This is a genomic window from Neobacillus sp. SRL179 (assembly GCF_984799095.1).
Genome location: NZ_OZ481792.1, coordinates 1666452 through 1689339 on the forward strand (window position 1 = coordinate 1666452; position 22888 = coordinate 1689339).

The 22888-nt window shown below is 38.8% G+C and carries 20 protein-coding genes; all 20 read left to right on the forward strand.

Annotated elements, in window-relative coordinates:
- Positions 1-10: 10 nt before the first annotated feature.
- The 20 genes from infB (at position 11) to AC4E8C_RS08375 (ending at position 22840) form a co-directional block, all read left to right on the forward strand.
- Complete coding sequence (gene infB / locus AC4E8C_RS08280) at positions 11-2332, forward strand: translation initiation factor IF-2 (RefSeq protein WP_490211636.1); 2322 nt, start codon at positions 11-13, stop codon at positions 2330-2332.
- The gene (locus tag AC4E8C_RS08285) at positions 2329-2610 is read left to right on the forward strand and encodes a DUF503 domain-containing protein (RefSeq protein WP_490211637.1); all 282 of its coding nucleotides are present in this window, start codon (positions 2329-2331) and stop codon (positions 2608-2610) included. The genes infB and AC4E8C_RS08285 overlap by 4 nt, the downstream gene beginning before the upstream one ends.
- Before the next feature lie 17 nt (positions 2611-2627).
- A complete protein-coding gene (gene rbfA, locus AC4E8C_RS08290; protein WP_490212502.1) occupies positions 2628-2999 on the forward strand; it encodes a 30S ribosome-binding factor RbfA in 372 nt (123 codons plus the stop codon).
- Positions 3000-3075: 76 nt separating this feature from the next.
- Positions 3076-3996 (forward strand): tRNA pseudouridine(55) synthase TruB, encoded by a 921-nt coding sequence (truB, locus tag AC4E8C_RS08295; protein WP_490212503.1) that lies wholly within the window; start codon positions 3076-3078, stop codon positions 3994-3996.
- A gap of 29 nt (positions 3997-4025) precedes the next feature.
- Positions 4026-4979 (forward strand): bifunctional riboflavin kinase/FAD synthetase, encoded by a 954-nt coding sequence (ribF, locus tag AC4E8C_RS08300; RefSeq protein WP_490211638.1) that lies wholly within the window; start codon positions 4026-4028, stop codon positions 4977-4979.
- Positions 4980-5150: 171 nt separating this feature from the next.
- The gene (gene rpsO, locus AC4E8C_RS08305) at positions 5151-5420 is read left to right on the forward strand and encodes a 30S ribosomal protein S15 (protein ID WP_248733571.1); all 270 of its coding nucleotides are present in this window, start codon (positions 5151-5153) and stop codon (positions 5418-5420) included.
- Between the two features lie 246 nt (positions 5421-5666).
- Positions 5667-7784, forward strand: a complete 2118-nt coding sequence (gene pnp / locus AC4E8C_RS08310; protein WP_490211639.1) for a polyribonucleotide nucleotidyltransferase — start codon at positions 5667-5669, stop codon at positions 7782-7784.
- 162 nt (positions 7785-7946) lie between these two features.
- Positions 7947-8894, forward strand: coding sequence for a polysaccharide deacetylase family protein (locus tag AC4E8C_RS08315; RefSeq protein ID WP_490211640.1), 948 nt, complete (start codon positions 7947-7949; stop codon positions 8892-8894).
- A 101-nt stretch (positions 8895-8995) separates the two neighbouring features.
- Positions 8996-10234: a M16 family metallopeptidase gene (locus tag AC4E8C_RS08320; protein ID WP_490211641.1), complete on the forward strand. Its 1239-nt coding sequence runs from the start codon at positions 8996-8998 to the stop codon at positions 10232-10234.
- 391 nt (positions 10235-10625) lie between these two features.
- Entirely contained in the window at positions 10626-10868 is a 243-nt protein-coding gene (locus tag AC4E8C_RS08325) for a YlmC/YmxH family sporulation protein (protein ID WP_490211642.1), read from the forward strand.
- 166 nt (positions 10869-11034) lie between these two features.
- Positions 11035-11937 (forward strand): dipicolinic acid synthetase subunit A, encoded by a 903-nt coding sequence (gene dpaA, locus AC4E8C_RS08330; protein ID WP_490211643.1) that lies wholly within the window; start codon positions 11035-11037, stop codon positions 11935-11937.
- A complete protein-coding gene (gene dpaB / locus AC4E8C_RS08335) occupies positions 11934-12533 on the forward strand; it encodes a dipicolinate synthase subunit B (protein WP_490211644.1) in 600 nt (199 codons plus the stop codon). The genes dpaA and dpaB overlap by 4 nt, the downstream gene beginning before the upstream one ends.
- Before the next feature lie 154 nt (positions 12534-12687).
- Positions 12688-13737 carry an aspartate-semialdehyde dehydrogenase gene (gene asd, locus AC4E8C_RS08340; RefSeq protein ID WP_490211645.1) on the forward strand — a complete coding sequence of 350 codons (1050 nt, stop codon included), beginning with the start codon at positions 12688-12690 and terminating at the stop codon, positions 13735-13737.
- Positions 13738-13789: 52 nt separating this feature from the next.
- On the forward strand, positions 13790-15031 hold the full coding sequence (dapG, locus tag AC4E8C_RS08345; protein ID WP_490211646.1) for an aspartate kinase: 1242 nt from the start codon (positions 13790-13792) through the stop codon (positions 15029-15031).
- A 91-nt stretch (positions 15032-15122) separates the two neighbouring features.
- Positions 15123-15995 (forward strand): 4-hydroxy-tetrahydrodipicolinate synthase, encoded by an 873-nt coding sequence (gene dapA, locus AC4E8C_RS08350; protein WP_490211647.1) that lies wholly within the window; start codon positions 15123-15125, stop codon positions 15993-15995.
- 251 nt (positions 15996-16246) lie between these two features.
- On the forward strand, positions 16247-17914 hold the full coding sequence (locus AC4E8C_RS08355; RefSeq protein ID WP_490211648.1) for a ribonuclease J: 1668 nt from the start codon (positions 16247-16249) through the stop codon (positions 17912-17914).
- A gap of 114 nt (positions 17915-18028) precedes the next feature.
- A complete protein-coding gene (locus AC4E8C_RS08360; RefSeq protein ID WP_490211649.1) occupies positions 18029-18772 on the forward strand; it encodes a ClpP family protease in 744 nt (247 codons plus the stop codon).
- Positions 18769-18990: a YlzJ-like family protein gene (locus AC4E8C_RS08365; RefSeq protein ID WP_490211650.1), complete on the forward strand. Its 222-nt coding sequence runs from the start codon at positions 18769-18771 to the stop codon at positions 18988-18990. Before AC4E8C_RS08360 ends, AC4E8C_RS08365 begins: the two co-directional genes overlap by 4 nt.
- 156 nt (positions 18991-19146) lie before the next feature.
- Positions 19147-21504, forward strand: a complete 2358-nt coding sequence (locus AC4E8C_RS08370; RefSeq protein WP_490211651.1) for a DNA translocase FtsK — start codon at positions 19147-19149, stop codon at positions 21502-21504.
- A 610-nt stretch (positions 21505-22114) separates the two neighbouring features.
- A complete protein-coding gene (locus tag AC4E8C_RS08375; protein ID WP_490211652.1) occupies positions 22115-22840 on the forward strand; it encodes a GntR family transcriptional regulator in 726 nt (241 codons plus the stop codon).
- Positions 22841-22888: the final 48 nt, after the last annotated feature.

Sequence of the window (22888 nt, forward strand, 5' to 3'; positions counted from 1 at the left end):
GGTGAAATAAATGAGTAAAATCCGTGTTTATGAATATGCAAAAAAACACAATATTTCAAGCAAAGAAATTATCAATAAATTAAAAGAAATGAATATAGAGGTCACCAATCATATGGCAACAATAGAAGATGGCGATATTAAAAAACTTGATGCAGCTTTCAGTAAAGCTAGCAGTCAGTCAGCACAGTCAACTCAGCAAAAACAGACAAATGGACAGCAAAATCGTTCCAATAATCGTCCGGCTCAAACACAAAATCGCCAAAACCAAAGACCATCACAAGCAGGTCAAAAACAGCCAGTCCATGCTAAAACACCAAAAGCTTTCGAAGAAGATGCTGATAAAAACGCTGTGCCTAGCAAGGTAAAGGTAGTCTCACCTCCAAAAAAGGTTGAGGGCAAAAAACAAAATCAAGAAACGCAATCAAAAGAAAACAAAGTATTTAGTAATGCGGATAAAGCAAAGGCAAAGCCATATAATAATAACCAAAATCGTAATAATCACAATCACAATAATAAAAAGAAGAAGGCTCACACACCAGTACAGCAGTCGCAGCCTGTAAAGAAAAAGGAAAAAGAACTGCCAGCTAAAATCACGTTTAGTGAATCTTTAACAGTTGCGGAATTAGCTAAAAAATTATACCGTGAACCTTCTGAAATCATTAAAAAGCTCTTTTTATTAGGTGTAATGGCAACCATTAATCAAATGTTAGACAAAGATGCCATTGAATTGATTGCCGGTGAATATGGAGTGGAAGTAGAAGAAGAAATTAAAATCGATACCACTGACCTTGAAGTTTATTTTACTGAAGATGCTGAGGGAGACTTAGTGGAAAGACCTTCAGTTGTAACCATCATGGGGCATGTTGACCATGGTAAAACTACTCTCCTTGACTCGATTCGAAATACGAAGGTAACAGAAGGGGAAGCTGGCGGGATTACCCAACATATCGGAGCATATCAAGTTGTTGAAAATGGTAAGAAAATTACCTTCCTTGACACTCCTGGGCATGCTGCCTTCACCACAATGCGTGCAAGAGGAGCAAAAATTACTGATATTACCATTCTTGTAGTGGCTGCAGATGACGGTGTAATGCCGCAAACAATCGAGGCCATTAACCATGCAAAGGCAGCAGAAGTACCAATTATTGTAGCTGTTAATAAAATGGATAAAGAAGCGGCAAATGCTGACCGAGTTATGCAGGAATTAACAGAGCATGGTTTAGTAGCAGAGGCTTGGGGTGGAGATACTATTTTTGTACCACTTTCCGCTAAAACAGGTGAAGGCATCGATACCCTTCTTGAAATGATTTTACTTGTTAGTGAAGTAGAGGAATATAAAGCAAATCCAAACCGGAAAGCTTTAGGTACAGTCATTGAGGCACAGTTGGATAAAGGCCGTGGATCAGTTGCCACATTATTAGTACAAAATGGTACCTTGAAAATAGGTGACCCAATTGTTGTTGGTACTACCCATGGACGTGTCCGTGCAATGGTGAATGACAAAGGACGTCGTGTGAAAGAGGCAGGTCCATCTACTCCTGTTGAAATCACAGGGCTTAATGATGTACCACAAGCAGGAGATCGTTTTGTTGTATTTGAGGATGAAAAGACTGCTCGTCATGTTGGTGAAGCACGTGCGCAACAAGCATTGGTTGCCCACCGTGGGGAAAAATCTATTGTTAGTTTAGAAAACCTGTTTGAACAATTGAAGCAAGGTGAAATGAAGGATTTAAATATAATTCTTAAAGCCGACGTTCAAGGTTCAGCAGAAGCAGTAGCTGCATCCCTGCAAAAAATCGACGTTCAAGGCGTCAACATTAAAATCATTCATAGCGGTGCGGGTGCAATTAATGAATCAGATATCACCCTTGCAGCAGCTTCTAACGCGATTGTAATTGGCTTTAACGTTCGTCCAGACGTAAATGCCAAACGTGCAGCTGAAGCAGAAAAGGTTGATGTTCGCTTACACCGTATTATTTATAAAGTAATTGAGGAAATTGAAGCGGCCATGAAGGGTATGCTTGACCCTGAATTCCAAGAAAAAATTATTGGTCAAGCAGAAGTACGTCAAACATTCAAGGTCTCAAAAGTGGGTACTATTGCGGGTTCATATGTTACAGATGGAAAAATCACTCGCGATAGCGGCATTCGCTTGATCCGAAATGGCGTTGTTATTTTTGAAGGACAAATTGACGCGTTAAAACGGTTTAAAGATGATGCGAAAGAGGTTGCCCAAGGTTATGAATGTGGGGTTACCATTAAAAACTTTAATGATGTTAAAGAAGGAGATATCATTGAAGCGTATGTAATGGAAGAAATTGAACGGAAATGATCATTGGAACAGCCGTTTGTGAGTGTATCATATATGATGCCCACTCATTAAAAGAGAAGAGAGCCGTTTTGCAGCGGATCCTTACTCGATTAAAGCAGAAATATAATGTTTCTGTTTCTGAAGTAGGGTTTCAGGATATGTGGCAGCGAACTAAAATTGCGATTGCTGTTGTTACATCCACACGTGTTTCAACAGAGCATGAATTACAAAACGCTTTAAAATTTATTGACTCATTTCCTGAAATAGAAAGAACGATCACCGAGATCGAATGGCTCTAAGTTAAGAGGTGAATATGATGAGCTTGAGAGCAAATCGTGTTGGAGAACAAATGAAGAAAGAACTAGGTGAAATCATCAGCCGTAAAATTAAAGATCCTCGGATTGGATTTGTAACCATTACGGATGTCGAAGTTTCTGGAGACCTTCAGCAAGCCAAAGTTTACATCTCAGTGTTGGGTGATGAAGAGCAAAGGGAGAATACGTTAAAGGGTTTAGCGAAAGCAAAAGGATTCATTCGGACAGAAATTGGCCAGCGAATTCGCCTTCGTAAAACACCTGAAATTATCTTTGAATGGGATGAATCAATTGATTATGGTAATCGTATTGAAACACTCCTTCATCAGTTGCACACAGATGATAAACCGATGGAAAAAAATGAAGAAGAATAGTGGATAGACAATTGTCTATCCCTTTTTTAATTGACTAATCCAGATGAACTTAAAAACAAAGGAAAGCAGTGACGAGATGGAAGGAATCCTACCATTATACAAGCCAGCAGGGCTAACCTCACATGATTGTGTTTTTAAATTAAGAAAGCTTCTTAAAACAAAAAAAGTGGGACATACAGGCACGCTTGACCCAGATGTAACAGGAGTCTTGCCTATTTGTATTGGAAAAGCCACTAAGGTAGCTGAATACATAACGGATGCAGGTAAAGCTTACGAGGGGGAAGTGACCCTTGGCTTTTCAACAACGACTGAAGATGCATCAGGTGAAGTGGTCGAAAAAAGAGAAGTGAACAAAAGTTTTTCAAGAGAAGAGATTATTAAGGTATTACAGTCACTTACAGGAGAAATTGTCCAAATTCCTCCAATGTTTTCAGCAATTAAGGTAGGCGGCGTACGGTTGTATGAATATGCTCGAAAAGGGATTGAAGTGGAACGGCCCTCCAGAAAAGTATCCATTTATTCAATAGAACTTCTTGATGAACGGGAGCAATTTGAAGGAGAAACGATTACATTTCGATTCAGGGTAAGCTGCAGTAAAGGGACTTATATTCGAACATTAGCAGTGATGATTGGTGAAAAACTTGGGTTTCCAGCTCATATGTCAAGTCTGCAAAGAATTCAATCAGCCACTTATTCAATAAAGGATTGTTTGACATTTGAAGAGATTGAACATCATATGGAAGCAGGTACAATATCTAGTGTGTTAAGGCCTTTAGAGTCAGCACTTTGTCATTTGCCGAAATGGGTGATTAATGATAAAGTAGCAGAGAAAGTGAAAAATGGTGCACTCTTAAATATACCGGACTTTTTAAAAAATACTAACGGACCGATCATCGCTGAAACGAAGGAAGGACAGGCACTTGCCATCTATGCAAAACACCCTAGCAAACCAGACCTTCTCAAACCCGTCAAGGTACTTAGAAATGATTTAGAGTAAACGGTACGAATAGAAAAGGTGAGTTTCAATTGGAAGTAAAAAGATTGAGTTATCCACATACTATAGAAAAAAGTGATTTACCTCCATTAGCACTGGCCCTCGGCTATTTTGATGGAGTTCACAAAGGTCACCAGCAAGTGATTCAAGAAGCAATAAGACAAGCCAATGAGTCGGGGTATTGCAGCGCTGTGATGACATTTGACCCACATCCATCGGTGGTATTAAGCAAAGTCCATAAACACGTTCAATATATAACTCCTCTGGAAGAGAAGATAAGGATTTTAGATGAAATGGGTGTTGACTACGTGTTTATTGTCCATTTTACTAATGAATTTGCCAATTTGCTGCCGCAAGAATTTATTGATCAGTACGTGATTGGTTTAAATGTACAGCACGTTGTTGCAGGATTTGATTTTACGTATGGACGGATGGGGAAAGGCACAATGGAAACATTGCCATTCCATTCACGTGATCAATTTTCTTTTTCTGTTATTCCAAAGTTTATTTATGATAATGAAAAAGTCAGCTCCTCTAGAATTCGCCAGCTGCTGCAGGAAGGAAAAACGGAGGAACTTCCGACCTTGCTTGGCAGGTTTTATACAACATCAGGGATAGTAATTGATGGAGATAAACGCGGGAGGACCATTGGGTTTCCGACTGCAAATGTGAACAACATTCATGACTATATCATTCCTCCCATCGGGGTATACGCTGTAAGAATGAAGGTTGATCATACTTGGTATGATGGAGTCTGTAATGTTGGGGTGAAGCCAACTTTTAATCAGGAATCACAAACGATTTCAATTGAGGTACATTTGTTTGACTTTAATCAGGATATATATGGCAAAGAAGTCGTCGTCGAGTGGCATCAATATTTGCGTAAGGAGCAAAGGTTTTCAGGAATTGATGAATTAGTGGCACAGATTGAACGAGACAAACAAAATGCCCTTCGATATTTTGAGGAAACTCGACAATCTTCCTAACTTCGGCCCTTAAAAGAAGTTTTTCTTAGATTATCATCAGGTTTTAACTTGCATTTTGACGTAAAACCATGTATTCTTAAATACGTATTAAAAACAACCTTTACTTGGCAAGTCGAGTCTCCGACGCTTGCTCGGTAACAGGGGATATGAAAATTTTAGGAGGTGAATCGGATGGCAATCACTCAAGAACGTAAAAATGAACTTATCAATGAGTATAAAACTCATGAAGGCGATACTGGATCTGCTGAAGTTCAAATCGCTGTCCTTACAGAATCAATTAATAATTTAAACGACCATTTACGTACACACAAAAAAGATCATCACTCACGTCGCGGTCTTTTGAAAATGGTTGGTAAACGTCGTAATCTTTTAACATTCTTACGTAACAAAGATGTTCAACGTTACCGTGTGTTAATTAATAAGCTTGGTCTACGTCGTTAGTCACAGAAGCGGGATTTTTCCCGCTTTTTTATTAGCCAAAAAATGTAGGTTAAAATAAAAAACGAAATTTTCATACATAAATTTTAAGTCAGGGCTTTTATGTGCATACTATAGATAATTTGATTGAAATAATTAAGCTATTATGGCTTTTTTTATACTAGTTAGAATTAAGATGATTACAACGAAAGTGAAAGTGATGCTTTCGTATCATCCTTCTAAAGGATTTAGATAGAGAGGGGTAAAAAGATGGAACAAACCAAACATGTATATTCTATGGACTGGGCTGGCCGTAAATTAACAGTTGAAATCGGTCAATTGGCAAAACAAGCAAACGGTGCTGCCCTAGTCCGCTATGGTGATACTGCCGTCCTAAGTACTGCAACAGCTTCAAAAGAACCAAAAAACCTTGATTTCTTTCCATTAACAGTAAACTATGAAGAACGTTTATATGCTGTAGGTAAAATACCTGGTGGATTTATAAAACGGGAAGGTCGTCCTAGTGAAAAGGCTATTTTAGCTAGTCGTTTAATTGACCGGCCAATTAGACCGCTTTTTGCCGATGGATTCCGTAATGATGTCCAAGTGATTAGTATTGTTATGAGTGTGGATCAAGACTGCTCAACAGAAATGGCTGCTATGTTTGGGTCATCGATTGCACTTAGCACTTCAGATATTCCATTTGAAGGACCAATTGCTGGTGTGATTGTGGGCCGGGTTAACAATGAATTTGTAATTAATCCAACTGTAGAGCAGGCTGAGCAAAGTGATATACATTTAACTGTTGCAGGCACAAAAGATGCCATTAACATGGTAGAGGCTGGTGCGCAAGAAGTGCCAGAGGAAGTCATGCTAGAGGCGATTATGTATGGTCATGAGCACATTAAACAATTAATTGAATTCCAAGAAAAAATTGTTGCCGAAATTGGCAAACCAAAGAGGGAAATTACTCTTTATGAAATTGATAAGGAACTTGAAGCAGAAGTAAGAGAAATTTGTGAAGCAGATATGCTTAAGGCCATTCAGGTTCAAGAAAAGCATGCTCGTGAAGATGCTATTAAAGAAGTAAAAAATCAAGTTATTGCAAAATATGAAGAACAAGAAGCTACAGACGAAGACATGAAACAAGTAAAACAAATCTTGGACAAGATTGTTAAAGGGGAAGTTCGCCGTTTGATCACGGTCGAAAAAGTTCGTCCAGATGGCCGTAAGATTGATGAAATTCGTCCATTATCTTCTCAAATTGGTCTTTTGCCTCGTACACATGGTTCTGGATTGTTTACACGTGGACAAACTCAGGCATTGAGCATTTGTACGCTTGGAGCAATGGGCGATGTGCAAATTCTAGATGGATTAGGCATTGAGGAAGAAAAACGGTTTATGCACCATTATAACTTCCCATCTTTTAGCGTAGGGGAAACAGGTCCAATTAGGGGACCAGGCCGTCGTGAAATCGGTCATGGAGCTCTTGGAGAACGGGCACTTGAACCAGTTATTCCTTCAGAAAAAGACTTTCCATATACAATCCGTCTTGTATCTGAAGTGCTCGAGTCCAATGGATCTACATCTCAAGCAAGTATTTGTGGCAGTACACTAGCCATGATGGATGCAGGCGTGCCAATTAAAGCCCCTGTAGCAGGTATTGCTATGGGACTAGTAAAATCGGGTGAACACTATACTGTATTATCAGACATTCAAGGGATGGAAGACCATCTTGGTGACATGGACTTTAAAGTAGCTGGTACAGCTAAAGGGGTAACGGCACTTCAAATGGATATCAAGATTGAAGGTCTTTCCCGTGAGATTTTAGAGGAAGCATTGCAACAAGCAAAAGTTGGCAGAATGCATATCCTCGACTCAATGTTAGCTACTATAGCTGAGCCAAGAACAGAGCTTTCACAATTTGCACCAAAAATCTTAACTATGACAATTAATCCGGATAAAATCCGTGACGTTATTGGACCTAGTGGAAAACAGATCAATAAGATTATTGAAGAAACAGGCGTTAAGATTGATATTGAGCAAGATGGTACCGTGTTTATTGCTTCAACTAATCAAGAAATGAACCAAAAAGCGAAGAAAATCATTGAAGATATTGTTCGTGAGGTTCAAGTGGGCGAAATGTATCTTGGTAAAGTAAAGCGAATTGAAAAATTTGGTGCCTTTGTTGAAATCTTTGCTGGAAAAGACGGACTTGTTCACATTTCTGAACTAGCTGAAGAGCGGGTTGGAAAAGTAGAGGACGTTGTGAAATTAGGCGATGAAATGTTAGTTAAGGTAACTGAAATTGATAAACAAGGCCGTGTAAATTTATCACGTAAAGCTGTCTTAAAAGAACAACGTGAAAAAGCGGAAGAAAAACATTAAGATATAAGAATGACAGAAAAGCCAGAAGGTGCTCCCTTCGGGCTTTTTGTTGTAAAAACGTTTGGTTGACGAGATGTCCATCAATTCAAAAGGTGCCTTTGGCTTTTCCATGTTCTACCTTGTCCTTTTCATGAATAATCTTTATGGAAGGGGGAAAGGTAGATGAAAAAGGTCAGTATTTTAATGTTGATTGGTTTGATAGCAGTATTAGTTGTAAACAATTCGGCTGTGAATAAATATGTTGCAACTTTAACACAATCAGCACTTCCGACGGTGAAGCATGCCGATCCACTTTATGAGAACATAATAAAAAATGCTTCTACATATGAAATACCACCTTCCGATGCGAAAATTGACTCGGTTTGGAAGGCCATTCCTGGTTATAACGGACTAAAAATTGATGTAGCTGCCTCATATAAAAAGATGAAGAAGAAAGGCGTTTTTGATGAAAAGAAACTGGTATATGTTCAGACAAAACCAAACGTACACCTCAAAGATTTACCGCCTTCGCCTATTTATAAAGGACATCCAGACAAACCAATGGTTTCCTTCATTATTAATGTAGCGTGGGGAAATGAGTATTTATCCGATATACTGGCCACATTAAAGAATCACCATGTAACTGCAACCTTTTTTCTTGAAGGAAATTGGACAAAAAAAAATCCAGAGCTGGCAAAAATGATTGTAACTGCAGGCCATGAGGTGGGCAATCATTCTTATTCTCATCCTGATATGAGTAGAATCACGGCAGCCCAGACAAGAGAGCAAATAATAAAGACTAACGAAATTATTGAGGCAGCGACAGGGGAAAAATGTGTATGGTTTGCACCCCCGAGTGGCAGTTTTCGAGAGGAAACCATTAAAATTGCAGCTGAACTACATATGAAGACTGTTATGTGGACGGTAGATACTGTAGATTGGCGGAAACCAGCCCCAGAAGCTCTTTTAAATCGGGTTTTATCTAAAATCGATAAAGGTTCTATGGTCCTCATGCATCCAACAGAATCTACAGCAAAAGCACTTGACCAATTAATTTCTGCAATAGAGCAAAGGAATTTACAAATTGGAACGGTTACGGAACTAATGGATGAGGATAGAATAATAAAATAATTTAGGAAAGATATAACAGAAAATTGGAGAAAATAGTAGGAAGTAAGTATAATAAGTAATTGGAGTAGTAGCACCCGCTGTGTCAAGACAGGAGGAAGTCAATGATAAATAAGTACACTTGCAAAAACGGAGTAAGAATTGTATTAGAAAATATCCCAACCGTCCGCTCTGTTGCAATTGGTGTCTGGATTGGAACAGGTTCAAGACATGAGGACCCACAAACAAATGGGATCTCTCATTTTCTCGAGCATATGTTTTTTAAAGGAACGACAACAAGATCGGCAAAGGATATTGCAGAATCCTTTGATAGTATTGGCGGCCAAGTAAATGCCTTTACTTCCAAAGAGTATACTTGCTATTATGCAAAAGTCCTTGATACCCATTCAAAATTTGCCTTAGAGGTATTAGCAGATATGTTCTTTAATTCTACTTTTGTCGAAGAGGAGTTAAACAAAGAAAGAAATGTGGTATTAGAAGAAATAAAAATGTACGAAGATACACCAGACGATATTGTTCATGATTTATTAAGCAGGGCAGTATATGAAGACCATCCGCTAGGATACCCTATTTTAGGAACGGAAGAGACGTTAAACACATTTACAGGTGATTCATTGAAGGAGTACATCCACCAAAGATACACCCCTGAAAATGTTGTGATTTCCATTGCTGGAAACATCTCAGAAAGTTTTATTCAGGAAGTAGAAAGTTACTTTGGTTCCTATGAGGGCGGCTCAAAACCAATTCCTGAAAATATACCTTTGTTTCATTCCAATCGAATTTCAAGGAAAAAGGATACGGAGCAAGCTCACTTATGTATCGGTTTCGAAGGTTTGCAGGTGGGACATGAGGATGTTTACAGCTTAATTACTCTAAATAATATTTTAGGCGGCAGCATGAGTTCTCGGTTATTTCAGGAGGTCCGTGAACAAAGGGGCTTAGCCTACTCAGTATTTTCCTACCATTCTGCCTATCAGGATAGCGGGATTGTAACTGTGTATGGTGGAACGGGTGCAAAGCAGCTTAATGTTTTATTTGAAACCATTCAAGAGACTCTTGATAAATTGAAGCAAAATGGTATTACAGAGAAAGAATTGACAAACAGTAAGGAACAGCTAAAAGGCAGCCTAATGCTGAGTTTAGAAAGTACAAATAGCCGGATGAGCAGAAACGGTAAAAATGAACTTCTTCTAAAACGTCATCGTTCTCTTGATGAAATTATTGAACAAATCGATGCTGTGACGAAAAGTAGTGTAAATGACATGGCAAGATCTGTATTTACAGATAAATATTCCGTCACTCTAATCAGTCCTGATGGAGAATTTCCAACTAGTTTAGCTTAATGGAACGAGGTACCCACATTTGCGGGACTCAGATTGTCGAGAAAGAGTATTTTTCTCGGCAATTTTTTTTATTTGAATCAAATACGTAATTTTATATCAACTTTAAAGATAGTTCATGCTAAGCGGCCTGTTGATTTCCGCTCCCCGGCATGACCGCGGAAAGCGAAGCGCCTGGAGCGCAAATCAACAGACCGAGTTCAAAAGTCTATGTATTAATATTAATATAACAAATTAATGCGGTGAATTGCTAAAGGTTATGAAAAAAATAAAAGGACATCGAAAGTTTTTCGACAGCCTGTGTACCACATTTGTGGTACCTCTTTTCTTTTAGTCTAAATGGCAGCTTTCGTCTATAAACTAATAGAAAGAGGGAGTGAAGGGGGCTTTTGTCATGAGGTTAAGTGAACTAAGCGGAAAAGAAATTGTGGATGTAAAAAAGGCGGAACGTCTTGGTGTACTAGGACAAACAGATTTAGAAATTAATGAGGGGACGGGACAAATTCAAGCATTACTCATTCCTTCATTAAAATGGTTTGGTTTTCGAAAACAAGGAGAAGAAGTACGAGTACCGTGGCAGCATATTAAAAAAATTGGTTCTGACATGATTATTATTGATGTTCCTGAAGAGGAGTAAGAAGTTATGAAAACGCCCAAGCAAAAAAACCATTTGCTTGGGCTTTTTTTATTTCCTTTTGTGGAAAACTCACCGATTGAAGCAAACTTACATAAGATGTTGGAGTGATAAACAGAAAAAGAGAGACCAAACAAAATGGATTTCTAAAAAGAAGGTGAATGTTTTCATGCTGACAGGGATGCAGATAGCCGTAATTGGCGGGGATGCCAGACAGCTGGAAATCATCCGTAGGTTAACCGAACTAGACGCGAGATTATCGCTTATTGGTTTTGAACAGCTAGATCATGCTTTCACAGGTGCGGTAAAAGAAAAATTGGAGGACGTTGATTTTTCTACAATTGACGCCATTATCTTACCGGTACCAGGTACCAATTTAGAGGGACAGGTGGAAACCATCTTTTCGAATGAAAAAGTTATATTAACGGGCGACATACTCAGTAAAACACCTGACCATTGTTCCATTTATTCGGGAATTAGCAATGCCTATTTAAATGGAATAACGAAGGAAACGGGGCGGACGCTCATCCAATTATTCGAAAGAGATGATGTGGCCATTTACAATTCCATTCCCACTGTGGAAGGAACCATCATGATGGCGATCCAACACACCGATTTTACCATTCACGGATCAAATATAACTGTCTTAGGATTAGGCAGAGTGGGGATGAGTGTAGCTAGGACATTTGCTGCACTTGGAGCTAAGGTAAAGGTTGGAGCAAGAAAAAGTGAGCATTTAGCAAGAATTACGGAAATGGGGTTAACCCCTTTCCATTTAAATAATTTAATCAATGAAGTAAAGGATACCGATATTCTCATCAATACAGCTCCACATTTAATTGTTACAGCCATGGTGATTTCTAAATTACCTACCCATACGCTCATTATTGATCTCGCCTCAAAGCCTGGTGGAACTGATTTTAGATACGCAGAAAAAAGAGGAATAAAGGCATTGCTTGCTCCAGGTCTGCCGGGAATAGTAGCACCAAAAACAGCTGGCCAAATTTTGGCCAATGTCTTAGCCCAACTGCTGAAGGATGATGTAAGAAAGCGAAAGGGGAAAGTAAAATGAGTTTTAATGGAAAAAGGATAGGCTTTGGTCTAACCGGCTCACATTGTACGTATGATGCTGTATTTCCTGAAATAGAAAAATTAGTTCAGGCTGGAGCTGAGGTTCTGCCGGTTGTGACTTTTACAGTAAAAAATACAGAAACACGTTTTGGCAAAGGTGAAGATTGGATTAAGAGAATTGAAGATTTAACGGGGAATAAAGTAATTGATTCGATTGTGAAAGCTGAGCCGCTAGGACCGAAAATTCCGCTTGATTGTATGGTTATTGCACCATTAACGGGTGTATCAATGAGTAAATTTGCCAATGCTATCAACGATAGCCCTGTATTAATGGCTGCAAAGGCAACTCTAAGAAATTCAAAGCCAGTGGTTCTGGGAATATCAACAAATGATGCACTTGGTTTAAATGGAATGAACCTTATGAGATTAATGGCCACCAAAAATATATTTTTTATTCCATATGGTCAAGATGACCCTATTAATAAACCAAATTCGATGGTTGCAAGAATGACCTTGTTACCTGAAACAGTTGAAGCAGCTATTGAAGGAAAGCAACTCCAACCGGTCTTAGTAGAAAAATATAAAGATTTAGATTAAAAATTCCCCCACTCTTTCAGTAAAAAAGATTATTTCTTGATAAGAATATGATAAAATAAATTAATCTTCATCAGAAGGGCATGACCCTTCTGATGGTAAATTAATCATGAAATAACCAGTATATATAGTGGAGAGTATGAAAGGGGAACCAAAAATGACTCAGCAAAAAGGATTTCATGTGGCCGTAGTTGGAGCAACCGGAGCGGTTGGACGACAAATGATACAAACATTAGTAAAAGAGGAATTTCCAATTAGTAAATTGACCCTCCTTTCCTCGGCACGGTCGGCAGGGAAAATAGTCGAAGTTAATGGCCAGCAAATTACAATAGAAGAGGCAAAACCTGAGAGCTTTGAAGGTGTGGATATTGCTTTATTTAGTGCAGGCGGAAATGTTTCCAAAGAACTTGCCCCTGAAGCTGTTAAACGCGGTGCCATTGTTGTTGATAATACAAGTGCATTTAGAATGGATGCAGATAAAGTGCTAGTGGTTCCAGAAGTAAATGAAGCAGACCTGCATCACCATAATGGAATTATTGCCAATCCAAATTGTTCCACCATTCAAATGGTGGTGGCCCTTGAACCAATTCGCCAAAAATTTGGTCTGAAAAAGGTCATTGTTTCTACCTATCAAGCTGTTTCCGGGGCAGGTGCCTCAGCAGTTGAAGAATTAATGGAACAAACCAAATCAATCCTAGCAGGAGAAGCGGCCGAGCCTAGAATTTTACCTGTGAAATCTGATAATAACCATTATCAGATTGCTTTTAATGCCATTCCACAAATTGATAAATTCCAAGAAAATGGCTATACATTTGAAGAAATGAAAATGATTAATGAGACAAAAAAAATCATGCATATGCCGGAATTACAAGTATCAGCAACATGTGTTAGACTACCAGTTGCAGTGGGACACTCCGAATCAGTTTATTTTGAAATTGAGGCGGACGGTGTAAGCGCAAGTGAAATAAAAGCATTACTAAAGGATGCTCCAGGAATTGTGTTACAGGATGATCCTGAAAATCAAATCTACCCAATGCCTGCAAATTGTGTCGGGAAGAATGATGTCTTTGTAGGACGGATTAGAAAAGACATCGATGAAGGCCGCGGCTTCCATATGTGGGTGGTTTCAGATAATCTGCTAAAAGGAGCAGCTTGGAATTCAGTTCAAATTGCCGAAAGATTAGTGGACCTAGGTTTAGTCAAATAAATATACCAATTAATGAAAATTGTTGTTTTACGAAGGCAGGTTTAGTATCACCATGAAAATTATTGTACAAAAATTTGGCGGTACATCCGTTAAAGATGAAAAAAGCAGGAAGCAGGCTCAAGGTCATATAGAGAAAGCACTAGCAGATGGATACAAGGTAGTAGTGGTTGTATCTGCTATGGGCAGAAAAGGCGACCCTTATGCGACAGATACGCTGTTATCCTTAGTTGGCGGTAATTTAAGCAAAATCTCCAAGCGGGAACATGATTTACTATTGTCCTGTGGCGAGGTTATTTCGAGTGTCATTTTTACGAATATGCTTTTAGAGAGCGGTATTAAAGCAACAGCATTAACCGGTGCTCAAGCGGGATTCCGTACTAATAATGATCATACCAATGCAAAAATTAGTGAAATGAAATGTGAGAGGCTATTACGAGAGTTAGAAAATACCGATGTGGTTGTGGTAGCAGGATTTCAAGGTGCGGCAAAAAATGGTGATGTGACTACGCTGGGACGTGGAGGCAGTGACACTTCAGCCGCCGCTTTAGGGGCAGCTCTAAATGCTGAATGGATTGATATTTTTACAGATGTAGAAGGGATCATGACAGCCGATCCCCGCATTGCTGAAAATGCTAGACCACTTTCAGTTGTTACTTATACAGAGGTTTGCAATATGGCCTACCAGGGCGCAAAAGTGATTCATCCAAGGGCGGTAGAGATTGCTATGCAGGCTAAAGTACCAATTCGCATTCGCTCCACTTATTCTGATGGTTTGGGAACATTAGTGACAACACTCAATGAAGAAAATCGTGGCAGCGATATAATGGAACGAATAGTCACAGGAATTGCTCATGTTTCTAACGTTACACAAATAAAGGTATTTGCCAAGAAAGACCAATACAACTTGCAAGCAGAAGTATTTAAAGCCATGGCCAATGAAAAAATTAGTGTTGATTTTATCAATATATCACCTAATGGTGTGGTCTATACTGTCACGGACGAAATGACAGATCGGGCTATATCCATTTTAAAGGAATTAGGTCATGACCCTGTGGTCGAACGTTACTGTGCAAAGGTATCTGTTGTTGGTGCAGGCATAGCAGGTGTCCCGGGAGTTACCTCTAAAATTGTTTCAGCCTTATCAGACCAAGGAATTCGTATTTTGCAATCAGCAGACAGTCATACCACCATTTGGGTACTTGTCAAACAAGATGACCTAGTTAAGTCTGTTAACGCCCTGCATGACGCCTTCCGATTAGAAGATGAATCATTAGAATTTAATTTTTTCGATTAATCAACGAAGAAGTTATGGCTGAAAATAGGAAATGGAATGAAACGATACAGATCATTTAACATGAATGGTTTGTATTGAAAGGAGTAGGAATATGGTTCAGTTCGGGCGTGTCTCGACAGCAATGGTAACACCATTCGATAAAAAAGGTCATATCGACTTTGCAAAGACAACACAATTGGTGAATTACTTAATAGAAAATGGAACCGACTCCCTTGTCATTGCTGGAACAACTGGAGAATCACCAACTTTATCTAAAGAAGAAAAACTGGCCTTATTTGACCATGTTGTAAAAACTGTGAAAAATCGCATTCCAGTTGTTGCAGGTACTGGGAGTAATAATACGTATGCCTCAATTGAGTTAACCAAGAAAGCAGAACAACTTGGGGTAGATGCCATCATGCTTGTGGCTCCCTATTATAATAAACCGAATCAAGAAGGCTTGTATCAGCATTTCAAAACAATAGCATATGCAACGAATCTTCCAGTAATGGTATATAATATACCAAGCAGGTCGGTTGTGAATATTCAAGCAGAGACCATCATTCGTTTATCACAAATCCCTAATATTGTAGCTGTTAAGGAAGCAAGTGGGGATTTAAACGCTGTGGCCCATATAGTTGCCAATACGCCAGATGATTTTGTCTTATACAGTGGGGATGATAGTTTAACACTCCCAGTTTTATCAGTTGGCGGAGCAGGTGTGATCTCGGTTGCATCACATGTAATTGGGAATGAAATGAAGGAAATGGTTAATGCATTTTTTGCAGGAGAGACTAGCAAGGCTGCAAAATTACATCAACAACTGTTGCCACTCATGCAGGGCCTTTTCGCTGCTCCAAGCCCTGCACCGGTTAAAACGGCCTTACAGTTTAAAGGCTTGGATGTGGGTTCTGTGAGGCTGCCGCTTGTCGGTTTAACAGAACAGGAACGAACTACATTAAATTCGTTATTAAAAAATATATGATAGTACTCTAAAAAGGCTAACCGAATTGTCCGGTTAGCCTTTTTTTTGCTCTAGATTTTGAGGGTTTATCGTAAAAAATCTTTTATTGGTTGTAAAGGTTTTCTGGAATCAAGTATAATAGTCATAACTGATCTCGATCGGATAGAAAAGTGGAAGCGGCTATTATGCAATACAGGAGGTACAGGCTGCTGAACTGGACATTTTCGAAGTCAAAAAGTTAATATGATAATCAACGTAGGAGGAAACGGAAATTGATTAAGAAAAAAAATACTTCCATCAAGTTTATTGCTCTTGGTGGTCTAGGAGAAATCGGAAAAAATATGTACCTTATAGAGGTGGACGAGGACATATTTATCATTGATGCCGGCTTAATGTTCCCCGAGGAAGAAATGCTGGGTATCGATATTGTCATTCCAGATATAACGTATTTGCGTGATAATAAGGAACGGGTTAAAGCAATTTTCTTAACTCATGGCCATGAAGATCATATCGGTGCCCTTTCATATGTGCTTAGTCAAGTTGATGCTCCGGTTTATGGAACAAAGTTAACACTTGCACTTGCTAAAGCAAAGTTAAAAGAGCAAGAGTATTTTGGTCCAATCAATTCTATTGAAGTTGATTCTTCAACCATTGTAGAATTAGAAGCCGTCCAGGTTAGTTTTTTTAGAACCAATCATAGTATTCCTGATTCAGTCGGTATTTGTATCCATACATCAGAGGGAATCATAGTTTACACAGGTGACTTCAAATTTGACCAGGCAGCAACAAGACTTTATAAACCTGAAATTGGAAAGATGGCAGCGATTGGTGAACAAGGAGTGTTATGTTTATTATCTGATAGTACTGAAGCTGAAAAACCGGGGTACACCACATCAGAAGCAATTGTTGAACGTGAAATGTCTAATGCTTTTTATTATGCACCAGGCCGCATTATTGCCGCATGTTTTGCTTCAGACATAAACCGGATTCAGCATATTTTTGATGCTGCAAGTGAGAATAATCGGAAAGTAGCAGTGGTAGGGAAAAGCCTTGAACGAATCTACCATATAGCTCTTGATTTAGGATACCTAGAAGTTGCTGAAGATGTCATTATCCCTGTCAGTGAGATTAGAAATTATCAAGATAAAGAAATTGTTATTTTGATGACTGGGAGTCAAGGGGAACCTATTGAAGCACTGCAAAATATGGCAAAGCAAACACATAGGCTGTTAAATATCCAGAAGGGTGATACGGTGTTAATTGCGGCATCGCCATTAAGGGGCAGTGAAGTATTTCTAGCAAAGACAGTAGATATGCTGTTCAGAGCAGGTGCCAATGTTGTCTATGGAAAACGAACCATCCATGTTTCCAGCCATGGCAGTCAAGAAGAATTGAAGTTTATGATCAATTTAATGAAGCCAAAGTTTTTCATTCCAGTTCATGGAGAATATCGAATGCTGAAAGCACACCGGAAAGTAGCCTTGGACTGTGGACTTCTTGATAAACAGATTCTAATTCCTGAGCGGGGCGATGTAGTGGAATGGAAAGAAGAGACTTTTTCGATTACTCGAAAGGTCCCATCTGGCAATGTTCTAATCGATGGAATTGGAGTAGGAGATGTTGGCAACATTGTCTTACGAGATCGAAAACTATTATCACAAGACGGGATTTTGATAGTGGTTGTCACGTTAACCAAAAAAGAAAAGAAAATTGCTGCAGGTCCTGAGATCATTTCAAGAGGTTTTGTTTATGTGCGGGAATCGGAAAAATTAATGGATGATTCCACTAAATTAGTTCACGATATTGTGGAAAGAAATACAGCAAAAAGTTCTTTTGAATGGTCAACATTAAAACAAGAAATAAGAGACGAATTAAATCGCTACTTATTTGAAAAAACAAAAAGAAGACCAATGATTCTACCAATTATCATGGAAGCATAAATAATAAGACAAAAAGGTATCAGGATTGCTCCTGGTACCTTTTTGCATTGTGAAAGCATGAAATTATCTCATAGGTCAATACTAAAAGATATCATGCTTGAAGGGAGTAAAAGGATGAATAACAACTTTCAAAATAACAATGAAGGACAAGAACCTCAAAAAGAGGAAAAACCTTCTTCTACTCTAATAGAGAAAATTCAACAGTTAGGTCAAACGAATGTACCCCAGTTATCCAGTGATTCTAGAATTCATTGTTTAACCATAATTGGCCAAATCGAGGGTCATTTAGCCCTGCCGCCGCAAAACAAAACGACAAAATATGAACACCTGCTGCCGCAACTAGTTGCTATTGAACAAAACCCAAAGATTGAAGGAGTATTGATCATCTTAAATACTGTAGGCGGTGATGTTGAAGCAGGGCTGGCGATCTCTGAAATGATTGCATCCATTTCTAAACCAACCGTCTCGATTGTTTTGGGGGGAGGACATTCCATTGGTGTTCCAATTGCCGTATCATGTGATTACTCTTTCATTGCTGAAACGGCTACGATGACCATTCATCCTATTCGGTTAACAGGTTTAGTTATCGGAGTCCCTGCAACCTTTGAATATTTAGATAAAATGCAGGAGCGGGTGGTTAATTTTGTAACCAAACATTCCAAAATCACTGAGGATACTTTTAAGGATTTAATGTTTGCAAAGGGTAACTTAACGCGAGATATTGGTACTAATGTAATTGGTGTAGATGCCGTAAAGTCAGGTTTAATAGATGAAGTCGGGGGTCTTGGCCCTGCAATGAAGAAATTAAATGAATTGATTGATCTTCAAAAAGGAGAAACTGAGAGGATGATTCAATGATTTTATATACGATGATGCCTAATGAACTCATATTTCCTGAGGAACAAGCACAAATAAGCAAACAACAAATGATCACTTATCAAGGAATACCACTTTTAGTAGAGTACACAGACCAACATCATGTTCAAGTGATTCGCATCCTAAGCAGTGACCCTCAGCATTATATGAATGAAGAGATTTGCCCTGGCAGTAAAATTTCTTTTTCTAACCTTGGATGAATATCGGCACTGTCTAAGTAGAATATGGTATAATTATGATAAATATGAAAGAGCAGCCAATCTGGCTGCTTTCATTTTTATAATCCCATCCTTACAAGTAAGTCGGCGAATTGGGTTTGAAATATACTGCATAACAATAATGTACAAGGTGATTAAATGGCGAAAAAGAAGAGAAGACAACCAAAAAAGAGAGATAATCATTTAAAACAAACGTTAAAATATGAATTAACGGCTTTGGCTATATTAGCATTAGCCATTCTTGCAATAGCAAGTCTCGGAAAAGTAGGAAAAGGAGTTGTCTTATTTTTTCATTTTTTAATGGGAAGATGGGACATGCTGGGGATTATTGCACTAATTCCATTAAGTGTTTATTTAATGTGGAAACGTCAAATCCCTCATTTTTTTAATACAAAGTTAATTGGGTGTTATTTAATTACCTCATCTATCCTACTCCTAAGCCATGAAACAAACTTTCATTTGCTCACGAATAATGGTAATTTTTCTAATCCTAGTATTATAAAAAATACATGGGAAGTATTAATCATGGAACATAATGGTGAAACATCGACAGCTGATCCCGGCGGAGGGCTGATCGGAGCAGTACTATATGCTCTTTTTCACTATTTATTCGCAGATACGGGTACTAAAATTATCGCATTTATTTTTATCATCATAGGAGTTATTTTAATTACAGGAAAATCATTTGGTGATCTTGTTGGGAAGATGGTTATTACTCTTTATGATTTTTCAAAAAATCAATGGGACGCATTTAAAAGTGATATGTCTGATTGGAGACAAAAACAAATAGAGCGGAAAAATGATCGAAACACTCAACGGCAACAAGAAAGAGAAAATCAACAAACCGAAACCGTGCCAGTTCCTGTGATCCATAATCAACAGCCTCCAGAAATGGAAGAAACGATTCCAGAGCCCCTTATTTCAAGTTTTGCAGACAGGGCATATGCTGAAGGGGCAGCAACTGACAAACAGCCAAAAGAACAACCGAAGGAACGAAAAAGGAAAACGAAAGAAGACGAAGAAGAAATCGATAATACCCCGCCAATCAAGTTTACTGAAGTTGAAAATGCCGCATATGAATTACCACCGTTAAAACTGTTGATGATGCCCAAGAAAACGGACCAAAGTGGAGAATATGAATTAATCCATGCCAATGCTGCTAAACTAGAACGGACCTTTCAATCCTTTGGTGTAAAAGCAAGAGTAACACAAGTGCATTTAGGACCTGCGGTTACTAAATATGAGGTACATCCTGATGTAGGGGTAAAAGTTAGTAAAATCGTCAGCCTTAGTGACGATATTGCTTTAGCACTTGCTGCAAAAGGGATTCGAATTGAAGCACCCATCCCGGGAAAATCGGCTATTGGGATTGAGGTGCCAAACTCAGAAGTCGCTATGGTTTCTTTAAGGGAAGTACTTGAAGCAACACAAAATAATAAACCTGATGCCAAATTATTAATCGGTCTTGGCAGAGATATTACAGGGGAAGCAGTCCTTGCTGAATTAAATAAAATGCCGCATTTACTTGTTGCCGGGGCAACCGGGAGTGGTAAGAGTGTATGTATAAACGGCATTATTACGAGCCTGCTTATGAGGGCAAAACCACATGAAGTGAAATTAATGATGATTGACCCAAAAATGGTGGAGCTGAATGTATATAATGGTATTCCTCATTTGTTGGCACCTGTAGTAACTGATCCTAAAAAAGCCTCACAAGCATTAAAGAAAGTCGTTAGTGAAATGGAAAGACGTTATGAATTATTTTCTCATACTGGTACACGGAATATTGAAGGATATAACGACCATGTCAGAAAACATAATCTCGAAGAAAATGATAAACAGCCTTTACTACCATACATTGTAGTGATTGTCGATGAGTTAGCCGACTTAATGATGGTCGCTTCTTCGGATGTGGAAGATTCAATCACTCGTTTAGCTCAAATGGCGCGTGCTGCTGGTATTCATTTAATTATTGCAACGCAGCGTCCATCTGTTGATGTCATAACAGGTGTCATTAAGGCTAATATTCCATCCCGAATTGCCTTTGCGGTCTCAAGTTCAACCGATTCAAGAACTATTTTAGATATGGGTGGTGCGGAGAAACTGCTTGGCCGTGGGGACATGTTATTCCTGCCCGTGGGCGCATCCAAACCTGTTCGTGTTCAAGGCGCTTTCCTTTCAGACCAAGAGGTTGAGGATACAGTTGAATTTGTCATTGGACAGCAAAAGGCACAATACCAAGAAGAAATGATTCCCGATGATATTCCTGAAGTAACAGGTGCGGTCGATGACGATTTATATGAAGAGGCAGTCGATTTAATTATTGAAATGCAAACAGCTTCAGTTTCGATGCTACAGCGCCGGTTCCGAATCGGTTATACCAGAGCGGCACGCTTAATAGATGAAATGGAAGCCCGCGGAGTAGTAGGACCATATGAGGGAAGTAAACCAAGAACAGTTCTCCAAACAAAACCAAATGAGGAACAAAGTTCCTAGTGACAAGAAAAGCGGAAGCGCCCTGGTCAGCGGCGTATGGCCTGGAGTACTCCAACTGAGATAAGGTTCAACTAACAATCAGCGAACGTTCTTCTCGCTGATTGTTAGTTGAACCGATCGGGTTCTTACGGGCAGTTGAGAATCTACTGCCCGTTAAACGCGATAAAGGAAACACGAAGAGCCGGAGGCGATTCGATGTTGACTTATCGTAGGGCGGAGTGCGAAGGACACTAGCCGCTAGGGCGCTGGAGCTGGACAATTCTCAAAGACAACAGTTAAAAGTCCCTATCTTTTAAAAAAAAAGAGCCAATCGGCTCTTTTTTTTATACTAATTTTTATAAAAAATTAATACTATAGTAATAGGGAACCGGACTTCAAGGTCTGCTAATTTCCTACAAATTTCCTTAATTTTCTTTTTCAACTATAAATTATAACAGATTTTATTGGTGAAAACTTCAATAACCTTCTGAAATTGAATATCTTCCAACCTTTTTCGACGATTTTTTGAATTTCTATTTATTTATCAATAAAAAAATGTTAATATAAATCCGATTAGTAGGAATGATATCAGATGTCTGATGTCTTAGGTAAAAAGGCTGGAGGAAACAGCATGTCTATTAAGTCAGATAGCCGGCATTTATATTTACAGGTAATTGACAGGTTGAAGCAAGATATTGAAAAAGGGTTATACAAAGAAAAAGAAAAGTTACCCTCTGAATTTGATCTTGCTAAACAACTTGGAGTTAGCAGGGCTACACTTAGGGAAGCATTACGCATCCTTGAGGAAGAAAACGTTATTATTAGGCGCCACGGTGTTGGTACCTTTGTTCACGCAAAGCCCATGTTCACTTCCGGGATTGAACAACTTAATAGTGTCACAGACATGATTAAACAGGCTGGCATGAAACCAGGAACCATTTTCCTAAGTTCATCAACACAAGGTCCGACCGAAGAAGATATTCGTCGTTTCTCATGTTCTGCAAATGATGATATTTTTGTCATGGAGAGGGTAAGAACTGCCAATGGGGAGCCTGTCGTCTATTGTATTGACAAGGTACCTGAAAGTATTTTGCCTGAAACGTTTTCCCATGAAGAAGAATCTATTTTTCATATTTTAGAAGAAGAGGCAAATCGCAGGATAACCTATGCGGTCGCTCAAATTGAGCCACTCGGCTATCATGAAAAAATATCTCCTATTTTAGAATGTGATCCTGAGACTGCTTTGTTTGTTTTAAAACAAATGCATTTTGATGAAACGGATGAACCTGTCCTCTTCTCGGTAAATTATTTTAAAGCTGATAAGTTTAGTTTTCATGTTTTAAGAAAAAGAGTCTAATATTTTTTATTATTCTATGAAAACGCAATCAGTCATGCTTTTCAAACA

Bases quoted from the DNA above. Each gene is read 5' to 3' on its own strand.
- AC4E8C_RS08370 (WP_490211651.1), top strand. From the start codon at position 19,147: ATGGCGAAAAAGAAGAGAAGACAACCAAAAAAGAGAGATAATCATTTA.
- AC4E8C_RS08320 (WP_490211641.1), top strand. From the start codon at position 8,996: ATGATAAATAAGTACACTTGCAAAAACGGAGTAAGAATTGTATTAGAA.
- AC4E8C_RS08375 (WP_490211652.1), top strand. From the start codon at position 22,115: ATGTCTATTAAGTCAGATAGCCGGCATTTATATTTACAGGTAATTGAC.
- AC4E8C_RS08360 (WP_490211649.1), top strand. From the start codon at position 18,029: ATGAATAACAACTTTCAAAATAACAATGAAGGACAAGAACCTCAAAAA.
- rbfA (WP_490212502.1), top strand. From the start codon at position 2,628: ATGAGCTTGAGAGCAAATCGTGTTGGAGAACAAATGAAGAAAGAACTA.
- pnp (WP_490211639.1), top strand. From the start codon at position 5,667: ATGGAACAAACCAAACATGTATATTCTATGGACTGGGCTGGCCGTAAA.
- asd (WP_490211645.1), top strand. From the start codon at position 12,688: ATGACTCAGCAAAAAGGATTTCATGTGGCCGTAGTTGGAGCAACCGGA.
- truB (WP_490212503.1), top strand. From the start codon at position 3,076: ATGGAAGGAATCCTACCATTATACAAGCCAGCAGGGCTAACCTCACAT.
- AC4E8C_RS08365 (WP_490211650.1), top strand. From the start codon at position 18,769: ATGATTTTATATACGATGATGCCTAATGAACTCATATTTCCTGAGGAA.
- AC4E8C_RS08285 (WP_490211637.1), top strand. From the start codon at position 2,329: ATGATCATTGGAACAGCCGTTTGTGAGTGTATCATATATGATGCCCAC.
- dpaB (WP_490211644.1), top strand. From the start codon at position 11,934: ATGAGTTTTAATGGAAAAAGGATAGGCTTTGGTCTAACCGGCTCACAT.
- dpaA (WP_490211643.1), top strand. From the start codon at position 11,035: ATGCTGACAGGGATGCAGATAGCCGTAATTGGCGGGGATGCCAGACAG.
- dapG (WP_490211646.1), top strand. From the start codon at position 13,790: ATGAAAATTATTGTACAAAAATTTGGCGGTACATCCGTTAAAGATGAA.
- infB (WP_490211636.1), top strand. From the start codon at position 11: ATGAGTAAAATCCGTGTTTATGAATATGCAAAAAAACACAATATTTCA.
- rpsO (WP_248733571.1), top strand. From the start codon at position 5,151: ATGGCAATCACTCAAGAACGTAAAAATGAACTTATCAATGAGTATAAA.
- AC4E8C_RS08315 (WP_490211640.1), top strand. From the start codon at position 7,947: ATGAAAAAGGTCAGTATTTTAATGTTGATTGGTTTGATAGCAGTATTA.
- dapA (WP_490211647.1), top strand. From the start codon at position 15,123: ATGGTTCAGTTCGGGCGTGTCTCGACAGCAATGGTAACACCATTCGAT.
- AC4E8C_RS08325 (WP_490211642.1), top strand. From the start codon at position 10,626: ATGAGGTTAAGTGAACTAAGCGGAAAAGAAATTGTGGATGTAAAAAAG.